Source organism: Geminicoccus sp., from assembly GCF_035556675.1.
Taxonomy (GTDB): Bacteria; Pseudomonadota; Alphaproteobacteria; order Geminicoccales; family Geminicoccaceae; genus Geminicoccus.
Window position 1 is genome coordinate 1 of the sequence record NZ_DATMFZ010000219.1, and the last position, 11698, is coordinate 11698.

Below are 11698 nucleotides of genomic sequence, written 5' to 3' on the forward strand. Positions count from 1 at the left end.
CAGGTCGAACTCGGAACGCCAGCGGTCGGTGTACCAGATCGGCTCGGCGCGCTGGAGGCTGAGCTCGCCGCGGGACGCGGAGGCCTCCACGGTCGGGCGCACGCCCCAGGGGATCGACTTCAGGATCTCGCCGTCCCACTCCACCACCATCTTCACCACGTCGGCGGGCCGCTCCTTGCCGGGTTCGCCGCCACGGCCGATCCGGGTCGCGACCGCACGGGCGCGGTCGGCCACCGGGAAGAACGGCTCGTCCTTCAGCCAGTGCATCCGGTAGCGGTAGGTCAGGGCGTCACCGGCCCTGGCCGGCTGCTCGGGCAGCCAGAACGTCACCAGATTGTCGTAGATCTCGTCGTCGGTCGGGATCTCGACCAGCTGCACCACACCCTTGCCCCAGGCGCCCATCGGCTCGATCCAGCAGGTCGGCCGGCGGTCGTAGGAGACGCCGTCGAGATAATGGTCGTAGTTGCGGTCGCGCTGGGAGAGGCCGAAGCCGCGCGGGTTCTCGTCGGCGAAGCTCGAGATCACGATCCGCGGCGGGTTGACCGCCGGCCGCCACAGCCGCTCACCCGCCCCGTTCCAGATGGCCAGCCCGTCCGAATCGTGGACCTCCGGGCGCCAATCGTGGCTGTGGGTCGAGGGATACTCGCCGTACCAGTACATGGAGGTCAGAGGTGCGATGCCCAGGCGCTCGACGTCGGCGCGCAGGAACAGGTGCTTCTCCACCTCCACGATCACGCCCACGCCGCGATGCATGCGGAAGCGGTAGGCGCCGGTGATGCTCGGGCCGTCCAGCAGGGCGGAGAACACGAAGGGCTCGCCCTCGCTCCGGGTCGGCTCCAGGTAGAACTCGGTGAAGTCCGGGAATTCCTCGGGCCCGTCTCCCCCGGTGTTCAGTGCTATGCCGCGCGCCGACATGCCGACCTGGCCGAGCTCGCCCACGGTGCGGAAATAGGAAGCGCCGACGAAGGTCGCCCAGGGCTCGCGCGCCGACCAGTCGCCGGCACGGTTGCTCTCGCGCACCCAGAAACCGGCGAATGCCGAAGCGTCGGTCGGGATCTGGTGGGCGATATGATCCTCCGGCATGGTGAAATAGGCGGTATCGTAGAGGATCTCGCGCGCCTGGCCGTCACTGCCGACCGCACTCATCCGCACGCTCTTCTGGAAGTAGCGGCCGAGATGGACGAAGGTGACGGGATAGACCCCCTCGCCATGGGCCCAGAGCGCATGCTCGGGCTTGTAGCGCAGCTTGCCGTGGGCGTCGTAGTCGATCTGCTCGGTGATCTCCGGTACTGGCCGTGGCGGCGACACATAGTCTTCCCCGGCCATCTGCCGGGCGCGCTCGATCAGGCCCTCGAAGGAAAAGGGCTGGGCCTCGCCGAAGCGCAGGCCGGTGCCCTCCGCCGCCTTCAGGCCGGCGGGCGTGGCGAGCAGTGCGGCGAGCGTGGCGAACGAGGCGAGCGTGTCGCGGCGCGTGAACGGGGGCATGGGCTGCTTCATGTCGTCGGCGATCGTCGCAGGAGATGGTCGGTGGCGCGACGAGCGTCAAGTCGCGGCACCGACGGCCTGTCCGCGGCCAGGCGCTCGACGGGCGGAGCTCCGGGACGCGTGTCCCGAGCCGGCCGAGAGCAAGAACTATTCATCCGGGCGGCAAGACCTGAAGGTTCCCCATCGAGTGACGGCCATCGCTTCATCGCTGCCGTGACATGCGCCGGATTGCAGCGGAACCGCCGAGTACTGCGTCGTCGGGCCCCGAGGACGGTATGCATCGATGCCGGCATCGGGAGCGGCAGGGCGGGGACGAGGCATCGGGCTTGGCCGGATTCTTGATTGATCGACCAAATAAGTTCCGGCAGAGTTCACACAACCACGGAGGGAGCGCCTTGCCGAAGCTGGGCATGGAGCCGGTTCGCAAGCGTCAGCTGATCGACGCGGCGATCGAGACGCTGTGCCGCTATGGCTGGCATGAGACCACCGTGGTCCGGATCGGCCAGCAAGCCGGGCTGTCGCCTGGGATCATCCATCACTATTTCGCGGGCAAGGACGACCTGCTGGCCGCGGCGATGCGCCGGATCCTGGTGGAGTTCCGCCATGAGGTCACCGGGCGGCTGGCGGTGGCGAGCGGGCCACGCGACCGGCTGCAGGCGGTGATCGAGGGCTGCTTCGCACCCTCGCAGTTCCGCCCGGAGATCTGCGCCGCCTGGCTGGCCTTCTGGGCGCAGGCGCCGTTCGCGCCGGAACTGGACCGGCTGCGCCGCATCTACATCAACCGCCTGCGCTCCACCGTGCTGGCCGAGCTGCGCCGGCTCCTGCCCGAGGAGCAGGCCCTGCTCGCCGTGCTGTCGCTGGCCAGCCTGATCGATGGCCTGTTCCTGCGCGCGGCCTCGGGCGACACGCGGGTGACGCCTGAGATCGCGCGGGGGCTCGCCACTGGCCATCTCGACCAGCTCCTGACCGGCCGGGCACGGGTGCACTGATGGCGGACGCGGGCTTCGACCATGTGATCGTGGGCGGCGGATCGGCCGGCTGCGTGCTCGCCGCGCGCCTGTCCGAGGACCCGGAGCGGCAGGTCCTGCTGCTGGAGGCGGGACCGGTCGGGCGCAGCTGGAAGATCAGCATGCCGGCGGCGCTGACCTACAACCTGATGGACCAGCGCTACAACTGGTACTACCGCACCGAGCCCCAGCCGCACCTGGATGGCAGGGAACTGTACTGGCCGCGCGGGCGGGTGCTGGGCGGCAGCTCGGCGCTCAACGCCATGGTCTATATCCGTGGCCACGCGAAGGACTATGACCGCTGGGCGGAGCAGGAAGGCTGCACGGGCTGGGCCTATGCCGACGTGCTGCCCTATTTCCGCAAGGCGGAGAGCTTCTCGCTGGGCCCGGATGCGTATCGCGGCGGCGACGGCCCGCTCTCGGTCTGGCGCGGCACTTCCGCCAACCCGCTGTTCGATGCCTGGCTGGAGGCTGGCCAGCAGGCCGGCTACCCGTTCACCGCCGACATGAACGGCTTCCAGCAGGAGGGGGTCGGGCGGATGGACATGACCATCCGCAGCGGCCGGCGCTGCAGCACACGTCTGGCCTATCTGGAGCCGGCGCGCGGCCGGCCGAACCTGACGGTGGTCACCGGCGCGCTCGCTACCCGCATCCTGGTCGAGCGCGGCCGGGCCGTAGGCGTCCAATATGTCGAGAACGGCCATACCAAGGTGGCATCGGCCCGGCAGGAGGTGATCGTCTCGGGCGGTGCTATCAACTCGCCGCAACTCCTGATGCTCTCGGGCATCGGCCCGGCCGACGAGCTGGCGGCCCACGGCATCCGGGCGGTCCACGACCTGCCGGGTGTGGGCAAGAACCTGCAGGACCATCTGGAGCTCTACATCCAGCAGGCCTGCACCCGGCCGATCACGCTCATGGACACGATGAAGCCGCACAACATGGTGCTGGTCGGGCTGCGCTGGTTCCTGCGCCACGACGGTGCGGCCGCGTCCTCGCACCTGGAGGCCGGCGGCTTCATCCGCAGCGGCCCCGGCATCGAGCATCCCGACATCCAGTTCCATTTCCTGCCGGCCCTGGTCAGCGACCATGGCCGGGCACCCGGCGACCAGCATGCCTACCAGGTCCATGTCGGGCCGATGCGGCCGGCCAGCCGCGGCGGGATCACGCTGCGCTCGGCCGATCCGCGCGTCCATCCCCGCATCCAGCCGAATTACCTGGCCGAGGAGCGCGACCGGATCGAGATGCGCCGCTCGATCGAGCTCAGCCGCGAGATCTTCGCGCAGAAGGCGTTCGAGCCCTATCGCGGCCCGGAACTGATGCCCGGCCCTGGAGTGCGGAGTGCCGCCGAGCTGGACGGCTTCGTCCGGCAGAAGGCCGATTCCGCCTACCATCCCTGCGGCACCTGCAGGATGGGCGATCCGGCCGATCCGATGACCGTGGTCGACCCGGAGTGCCGCGTGGTGGGCCTGGAGGGGCTACGGGTGGTTGATGCCTCGATCATGCCCTCGGAACCGTCGGGCAACCTGAACGCGCCCACCATCATGATCGCGGAGAAGGCCGCCGACATCCTGCGCGGCCGGGAGAAGCTGCCGCGCTCCAACGCCCCCGTTCATTCAGCACCGGACTGGCAGACCAGGCAGCGCTAACCAGCAAGATCAGGAGGAAAACGCCGATGCCGAGACTTCGCCTTCTTGTGGCCGCGGCCGCCATGGCCATGCTCGCCGGAGGTGGCGGGCTGCGGGCGGCCGAGCCCGAATCCTGCAAGACGGTGCGCTTTGCCGATGTCGGCTGGACCGACATCACCGCCACGACCTCGCTGGCCTCGGTGGTGCTCGAGGGGTTGGGCTACCAGCCGACCGCCACGATCCTGTCGGTGCCGGTGACCTACCAGTCGCTCGCCAATGGCGACATCGACGTGTTCCTCGGCAACTGGATGCCGACCATGGAGGCGGACATCCGGCCCTATCTAGACAAGGGCACGGTGGAGGAGGTGCGCACCAACCTGGAGGGTGCGAAGTACACGCTGGCCGTCCCGAAATATCTTCACGACGAGGGCCTGAAGGACTTCGCCGACATCGCGAAGTTCCAGGACCAGCTGGGTGGCCGGATCGTCGGGATCGAGCCCGGCAATGACGGCAACCGGCTGATCCAGGGCATGATCGACGCGAACCAGTTCGGGCTGGGCGAGTTCGAGCTGGTGGAAAGCTCCGAGCAGGGCATGCTCGCCGAGGTGAGTCGGGCGGTGCGGCGCAAGACGCCGATCGTGTTCCTGGGCTGGGAGCCGCACCCGATGAACGTCAATTTCGAGCTGGCCTACCTGAGCGGCGGCGACGAGGTATTCGGCCCGGACTTCGGCGGCGCCACCGTGCACACCAACGTGCGCCAGGGCTATCTCGCCGAGTGCACCAACATCGGCAAGTTCCTGCAGAATCTGACCTTTACGTTGCCCATGGAGAGCGAGGTCATGGGCAAGATCCTGGACGAGGGCCAGGACGGGCCGGACGCGGCGAAGAACTATCTCCAGGCCAATCCCGACGTGCTGGAAGCCTGGCTCGCCGGTGTCACCAGCTTCGACGGCCAGGACGGGCTGGCCGCAGCCCGCGGCCATCTCGGGCTCTGAAGGCAGGCGCCGCGTCCGGTCGTAACGGCCGCGGCGCGCCACCGGCGGCAGGCGAAGGAGGGGCGCCATGGACTGGCTGACCGCGCACAAGATTCCGCTCGGCTCCTGGATCTCGGGCGGCGTGGACCTGCTCAACGAGCATGCCTGGTGGCTGTTCGACTTCGTCTCGCTGGTGATCGGCGGGGCGATCGGCTGGCTGATCGACCTGATGAAGGCCTGCCCGCCGCTCCTGCTGATCGCCCTGTTCGGCCTGCTGGCCTGGGTGCTGCATCGCTCCTGGCGACTCACCCTGCTGGTGGTCGTCTCCTTCCTGCTGATCGCCAATCTCGGCTACTGGAACGAGACGGTGGAGACGCTGGCGCTGGTGGTGGCGGCCACGGCGGCCTGCATGCTGGTGGGCGTGCCGGTGGGCATCCTGGCGGCGCACCGGCCCTGGGTGATGACCGTGCTGCGCCCGGTGCTCGACCTGATGCAGACCATCCCGACCTTCGTCTACCTGATCCCGACCCTGATCCTGTTCGGGTTGGGCGTGGTGCCGGGCCTGATCTCCACGGTGATCTTCGCCCTGCCGGCCCCGATCCGGCTCACCCAGCTCGGCATCGCTTCGGTGCCCAAGCCGCTCCTGGAAGCCGGCGAGGCGTTCGGCGCCACGCGCTGGCAGCGCCTGGTCAAGGTCGAGCTGCCCTACGCCCTGCCGCAGATCATGGCGGGGCTCACCCAGTGCATCATGCTCTCGCTCTCCATGGTGGTGATCGCGGCGCTGGTGGGGGCTGACGGTCTGGGCAAGCCGGTGGTCCGGGCGCTGAACCAGGTGAACGTCGCGCGCGGCTTCGAGGCGGGGCTCGCCATCGTGCTGGTGGCGATCGTGCTGGACCGGCTGTGCAAGCAGCCGGGCGGGCGCGGTCCGGGGCAGTCCCGATGAGCGGCATGGGGGCCGGCGGGGCGAGTGCCGCCGTCGTGTTCGACCAGGTCGACATCCTGTTCGGGGGCAGGCCCGAGCGCGCCCTGCCGCTGGTGGAGCAGGGCCATTCGCGCGAGCGGATCCTGGCCGAGACCGGCCAGGTCGTGGGCGTGGCCGGCGCCTCGCTCAGCATCGAGCCCGGCCAGATCTGCGTGCTGATGGGCCTGTCCGGTTCCGGCAAGTCGACGCTCCTGCGCGCGGTGAACCGGCTGAACCGGGTGACCCGCGGCCGGGTGCTGATCCAGGACGATGGCCGGGCGGTGGACGTCCAGGCCTGCGATGCCGCCACGCTGCGCCGCCTGCGCACTAGGCGGATCGCCATGGTATTCCAGCAGTTCGCGCTCCTGCCCTGGCGCACCGTGGCCGAGAATGTCGGTTTCGGGCTGGAGCTGCGCGGCATGGCGGCGGCCGAGCGCAAGCGGATCGTCCAGGAGAAGCTGGAGCTGGTGGGCTTGGCGCAGTGGGCCGGCAAGCATGCCGACGAGCTGTCGGGCGGCATGCAGCAGCGCGTGGGCCTGGCACGCGCGTTCGCCACCGATGCCGACATCCTGCTGATGGACGAGCCGTTCTCGGCCCTGGATCCGTTGATCCGAATGCGGCTGCAGGACGAGCTCCTGGAGCTGCAGCGGCGGCTGAACAAGACCATCCTGTTCGTCAGCCACGACCTGGACGAGGCCCTGAAGCTGGGCTCGACCATCGCGATCATGGAGGACGCCCGGATCATCCAGGCTGGCCCGCCCGAGGAGATCGTGGCGCGGCCTGCCACGGACTATGTCCGCGACTTCGTGGCCAACGTGAATCCTTTGAACGTCCTGACCGCCCGGCACCTGATGCGCGACCGGCACGACCTGGAGCCGTGCGGGGACGGCTGGCTGTGGCTGGACCGGCGGCGCAGCACCGCCGTGCTGCTGGATGATGGCGGGGTGCTGCTGCAGGCCCGGCACGGCCAGCATGACCTGAGCCTCGTGCCGATGGAGGCGCTGGCCGGGCAGAGCGAGCAACTGGCGGTAGCGCGCCCGGCAGCACCGATGCGCCAGGTGATCCAGATCATGAACGCAAGCGGCCGGCCGGTGCCGCTCGTGGACGAGGCCGGCCGGCTGGTTGGTGCGGTGGGCATGCGCGACGTGCTGGGCGCCATCCTGCGGCGTCACGAGCAGCCGGCGTAATTACTCCCGAGAGTTCAGGCAGTTGTCGACGCCGCTTACGCCGTTGCTTCATCTCGACTTGTGATTGATTGCGGCCTTGATGTCGAATGTAACCACAGGTAGAAAAACTCTTTGAAATTAAGCGGATGAGCAATTAACCTGCAGGTAGATCGGCATTCGTGAGCGTTCGATGTCTCGGCTCGGCACTGCGCCGGGGGACATCGGGAGAGCAGGCCATGGCGTTGCAGGCGGCGGGCGGGATTCGAGAAGCTGCGGAGGGCCAGGATCCGGCGGTACCGGGTCTGGAGCTGGGCGATGATGGCCGCACCACGCCGCGTCGCGGCGACCGGCGCCGCCGTGCCGACGCCACCCTCGGCACACCGCTGGGCGCTGCCTTCGTGGGCCTGCTGCTGGCGCAGGGACACCAGGGCATGTTCGCCATGCCCCGCGGCGAGGGCGGCGAGAGCGGGGCGCTGGCCGGTCGTGGCGGCGAGCGTGGCCTGGCGCTCCAGCGTGGCGAGGGCCTGGCGGCTCCGGCCAGCCAGGGACAGGGCCATGCGGCCGCCGCCGCGGTGCCGGTGCTGGATCCGGGGCCTGCCGTCATGGCGGGCGGCGGCGCGTTGCTGGCGGGTGCCCAGGGCGTGCCGGCATTGGCCGGAACGGCCAGTGCCGACCAGGTCCAGCCGCTCGAAGGGCTGACTGCGATCGCGGGGATCAATACCGAGCTCACCCTCAGCCCCCTGCCGTCTACCGAGATCCCGCCGGTCGAGGTCGACGACAGTGACCGGGGCGGCGAGGGGCTGGGCCCGGTCGGCGAGCATCTGCAGGGCGGCAGCGGCAACGACGTGCTCACCGGCACCGACCGCGACGACGTGATCAAGGGCGGAGACGGCGACGACGTCATCGACGGGCGCGACGGCAACGACGATCTGGATGGCGAGGACGGCGACGACGTCGTGCTGGGCGGCAAGGGCAACGACGTCATCCAGGGCGGAGCCGGCAACGACCTGGTGGATGGCCAGGAGGGCGACGACCTCGTCGATGGCGGCACCGGCAGCGATGTCGTCCATGGCGGCAGCGGCAACGACCTGGTCGGTGGCGGGGCTGGCGACGACGTGGTCGACGGCGGCCCCGGCACCGACATCGGCAGCGGTGATGGCGGCAACGACCGGATCTATGTGGAAAGCGTGCGTGACTTGGCGATCGAGAACCGCGAAGGCTTCGACAAGGGCGGCATCGACACGGTCGCGATCCGCGACGGCTATGCCGCCAGCCTCAAGGCGGAGCTGCCGAACCTGTCGCCCGACGGCCTCGCCACCTTCGTGCTGGGCGACCAGGTCGGCGTGGGCCTGCCGGCCGGCTTCAACCCGTTCGTCCAGCAGATCCACCCGGCGATCGAGAACATCGACCTGCTGGGCACGGCCGCCCATGACGTGGTCGGCGGCGAGGGTGCCAACCGCATCCAGGGCAATGCCGGCGACAACCAGCTCTGGGGCCGGGGCGGCCATGACTGGATTGACGGCGGTGACGGCCGCGACCTGATCTGGGGTGGCACCGGCAACGACCAGCTCCATGGCGGCAAAGGCGACGACCGGCTCCATGGCGATGCCGGCGAGGACAGTCTTCATGGCGGGGCTGGCGACGACGTGCTGGACGGCGGGGCCGGTGCGGACCTGCTCTATGGCGGCGAGGGCGCCGACACCTATGTGTTCGGCCTGCCCGAGACGAAGCCCGACCGGGTGTTCGACTTCTCGGGCAGCAACCAGATCAGCCTACTCGACGCGGATGCGGACGACGTCCAGGCAATCCTGTCCGGCCCCGACCTCTATGTCCGGGTCGGCGGCAAGGACGTGGCGATCATCGACCAGTATCTGGGCCATGAGGGCAACTGGTCCGGCATCCTGACCAAGGGCGGCCTGAAGGGCATCGCCGGCTTCCTCACCGACGGGACGGTCACCCCCGACCCGACCCTGCCGCAGCCCACCCCGGACGTGGTCGGCAGTGTGGGCAACGACATCCTGCGCGCACCCTCCGATGCCGGGCACCATCTGCGGGGCTTAAGCGGCGACGACCAGCTGTTCGGCGGTGCCGGCAACGACCGGCTGGACGGTGGTGCCGGGACCGACACGCTGCAGGGCGGTGCCGGCGAGGACACCTATCTCCTGCGCCACGGCGACGGCGGCATCGACCGGATCATCGACCACCAAGGCAGGTCGCAGATCCAGATCGAGGGCATCGACTTCAAGGACCTGGACGCCTGGACGGTCGGGCGTGATCTGTGGCTGGCGGTGGACACCACGCCGCTCGGCATGGTGGAGGACTGGCAGTCCAACCACGCCGACTGGACGATCCGGATCGGCGACAAGACCGTCGCGGCCGACGACCTGTTCAGCTGACGGCGTGCCGCCCCCTGCGGGCCGCCGCGGCGACCGCCTCCGTCAGCAGGGGGCGCAGCTCATCCATCGTGATCATCGGCAGGACGACCAGCACGTAGGGATGATGCCGGTAGTGCTCGGTCAGGTGGAACAGGTCCGGCCGGCTTGCCAGCAGCTGCTCGCGCCGGTTGGGGTCCACGCGCAGGACCAGCGTGCGGCCGTCCTCCTGCAGCCGGGCCAGCAGCCGACGACGCAGCCGCCAGGCAGGCGTGCCGTAGCTGCTGCCTTCCGCCACGCCCGGCAGCTCGGCCAGCAGCCGGCCGAGCTCGGCAGGGGTCATCCGGTCAGGCCGCGCAGGGCCGGATAGAAGGCCGCATAGCGCTCGTGCAGGCGGGCATAGGCCGCGGCCCGCTCCGGATCGGGCTCGGTGCGCCTGGCCGGAGGGCGGATCATCGCCGCCACGGCCTGCTCGACGTCCGGCTGCAGCCCGGCGGCGACGCTGGCCAGGATGGCACCACCCATGGCCGGCCCTTCTTCGGCCTGCGGCACCACCAGCGGCAGGCCCAGCTGGTCGGCCAGCATCTGCCGCCAGCCAGCGCTCCTGGCCCCGCCGCCCACCACCACCAGCTCGCCGAACTCGGCCCCCTCGGCACGCATCCGTACCAGGCAGTCGCGGTAGGCGAAGCCGACACCTTCCAGCAGGGCCCGGACCAGGTGGCGCCGGTCGTGCGACAAGGTCAGGCCGATCCAGGCGCCGCGCGCCGACGCATCCATGTGCGGCGACCGCTCTCCGGACAGATAGGGCAGGAAGAACAGGCCGTCCGCACCGGGCGGTACCTCGGCGGCTTCGGCCAGCAGCAGGTCGTAGACGTCCTTGCCCTCGGCCGCGGCCTGGGCGCGCTCCTCGAACGCCACCGCGTCGCGGTACCAGCGCAGCGCCCCGCCGGCGGCGAGGATCACGCCCATCAGGTGCCAGCCGCCCGGTGCTGCGGCGCAGAACCCGTTCAGGGCGCCGTTCGGGTCGCGCATCGCCTGGCCGCCATGGACGAAGATCGTGCCGGACGTGCCGACCGAGAGCACGCCCTGGCCTGGGCGCACCACGCCGGCACCCAGGGCCGCCCCGGCATTGTCGCCGGCCCCGGCGGCCACCGGCAGTCCCGCCGGCAGGCCGGTGAGGGCGGCCGCCTCTTCCGTCAGCCGGCCCGCCAGCTCGGGGCTCTCGGCCACCTCTGGCAGCCAGTCGCGCGGGATCTCCAGGGCGGCCAGCAGCTCTTCCGACCAGTTCCGGGCGTTCAGGTCGAACAGCAGCGTGCCCGATGCGTCGGCCGGGTCCGTCCCATAGGTGCCGGTCAGGCGCAGGCGCACGAAATCCTTGGGCAGGAGCACCTTGGCCAGCCGCCGGTAGGCGTCGGGCTCGTGCTCGCGCAGCCAGAGGATCTTGGGCGCCTGCATCCCGGCCGAGGCCGCATTGCCGGTGATCTCGATCAGCCGCTGCCGGCCGACCCGCCGCTCGATCTCGGCGGCCTGGGCCCCGGTGCGCCCGTCGTTCCACAGGAGCGCCGGGCGGATCACCTGGTCCTTCGCGTCCAGGAACACCGAGCCGTGCATCTGCCCGGCCAGCCCCAGACCCGCGATCTCCACGCCATCCTGCCCGGCCAGCTCGCGCAGGACCTGGACCGTAGCCTGCCACCACTCCTCCGGCTCCTGCTCGGTCCAGCCGGGTGCCGGCGTGAGCAGGGGATATTCCCGTACCGCACTGGCGAGCACGCGCCCGTCCGGGCCCACCAGCAGGCCCTTGACCGCCGAGGTGCCGACATCGATCCCGATCGTGGCGCGCTGCATTCCGGTTCCTCCCGACCCTTGCCGCCCGAATCCCTGGCGCGCCCGCTGCCGCGGCGCAACCGGAAGATCACGCCCCGACCCGCCGATCAGCCGGCGCGAGGTCCAGATGCGCGGACCCGGCGATTTCTGCCCGGCAGGAATTGCCGATGGGCGGCAGGCTCTGCCGGGTGGGGCGGGGGCAGGTGCGTGCGGCCGGCCGGGGTGGGCCGCGGCTTTGGGGTATTGGCACGGCCCATGCATGGTGGAGGGCCGCCGGGCCCTGA

9 protein-coding genes are annotated in these 11698 nt (G+C 70.2%); 6 read left to right on the top strand and 3 right to left on the bottom strand.

The genetic code is table 11. From position 1 onward, the window contains the following. A partial coding sequence (locus VNS22_RS15330; RefSeq protein ID WP_325733868.1) for a glucan biosynthesis protein D occupies positions 1-1497 on the bottom strand: 1497 nt, incomplete at its 3' end. 383 nt (positions 1498-1880) lie between these two features. Between VNS22_RS15330 and betI the strand changes: the two genes are divergently transcribed. The 6 genes from betI (at position 1881) to VNS22_RS15360 (ending at position 9614) form a co-directional block, all read left to right on the top strand. Further along, on the top strand, positions 1881-2474 hold the full coding sequence (gene betI, locus VNS22_RS15335) for a choline-binding transcriptional repressor BetI (RefSeq protein WP_325733870.1): 594 nt from the start codon (positions 1881-1883) through the stop codon (positions 2472-2474). Next, on the top strand, positions 2474-4138 hold the full coding sequence (locus VNS22_RS15340) for a choline dehydrogenase (protein ID WP_325733872.1): 1665 nt from the start codon (positions 2474-2476) through the stop codon (positions 4136-4138). Before betI ends, VNS22_RS15340 begins: the two co-directional genes overlap by 1 nt. Positions 4139-4164: 26 nt before the next feature. Further along, a complete protein-coding gene (locus VNS22_RS15345) occupies positions 4165-5112 on the top strand; it encodes a choline ABC transporter substrate-binding protein (RefSeq protein WP_325733874.1) in 948 nt (315 codons plus the stop codon). A gap of 67 nt (positions 5113-5179) precedes the next feature. Continuing rightward, positions 5180-6034: a choline ABC transporter permease subunit gene (choW, locus tag VNS22_RS15350; RefSeq protein WP_325733876.1), complete on the top strand. Its 855-nt coding sequence runs from the start codon at positions 5180-5182 to the stop codon at positions 6032-6034. After that, positions 6031-7239 (top strand): choline ABC transporter ATP-binding protein, encoded by a 1209-nt coding sequence (choV, locus tag VNS22_RS15355; protein WP_325733878.1) that lies wholly within the window; start codon positions 6031-6033, stop codon positions 7237-7239. The genes choW and choV overlap by 4 nt, the downstream gene beginning before the upstream one ends. Positions 7240-7454: 215 nt before the next feature. Continuing rightward, positions 7455-9614: a calcium-binding protein gene (locus VNS22_RS15360; RefSeq protein ID WP_325733880.1), complete on the top strand. Its 2160-nt coding sequence runs from the start codon at positions 7455-7457 to the stop codon at positions 9612-9614. Here VNS22_RS15360 and VNS22_RS15365 read toward each other — a convergent pair. Both VNS22_RS15365 and xylB read right to left on the bottom strand, forming a co-directional pair. Continuing rightward, positions 9607-9933 carry an MmcQ/YjbR family DNA-binding protein gene (locus tag VNS22_RS15365; protein WP_325733882.1) on the bottom strand — a complete coding sequence of 109 codons (327 nt, stop codon included), beginning with the start codon at positions 9931-9933 and terminating at the stop codon, positions 9607-9609. The two genes, VNS22_RS15360 and VNS22_RS15365, sit on opposite strands and share 8 nt — an antisense overlap. Continuing rightward, the gene (gene xylB, locus VNS22_RS15370) at positions 9930-11435 is read right to left on the bottom strand and encodes a xylulokinase (RefSeq protein WP_325733884.1); all 1506 of its coding nucleotides are present in this window, start codon (positions 11433-11435) and stop codon (positions 9930-9932) included. The genes VNS22_RS15365 and xylB overlap by 4 nt, the downstream gene beginning before the upstream one ends. Positions 11436-11698: the final 263 nt, after the last annotated feature.

Bases quoted from the DNA above. Each gene is read 5' to 3' on its own strand.
- VNS22_RS15340 (WP_325733872.1), top strand. From the start codon at position 2,474: ATGGCGGACGCGGGCTTCGACCATGTGATCGTGGGCGGCGGATCGGCC.
- VNS22_RS15345 (WP_325733874.1), top strand. From the start codon at position 4,165: ATGCCGAGACTTCGCCTTCTTGTGGCCGCGGCCGCCATGGCCATGCTC.
- choW (WP_325733876.1), top strand. From the start codon at position 5,180: ATGGACTGGCTGACCGCGCACAAGATTCCGCTCGGCTCCTGGATCTCG.
- choV (WP_325733878.1), top strand. From the start codon at position 6,031: ATGAGCGGCATGGGGGCCGGCGGGGCGAGTGCCGCCGTCGTGTTCGAC.
- VNS22_RS15360 (WP_325733880.1), top strand. From the start codon at position 7,455: ATGGCGTTGCAGGCGGCGGGCGGGATTCGAGAAGCTGCGGAGGGCCAG.
- VNS22_RS15365 (WP_325733882.1), bottom strand. From the start codon at position 9,933: ATGACCCCTGCCGAGCTCGGCCGGCTGCTGGCCGAGCTGCCGGGCGTG.
- xylB (WP_325733884.1), bottom strand. From the start codon at position 11,435: ATGCAGCGCGCCACGATCGGGATCGATGTCGGCACCTCGGCGGTCAAG.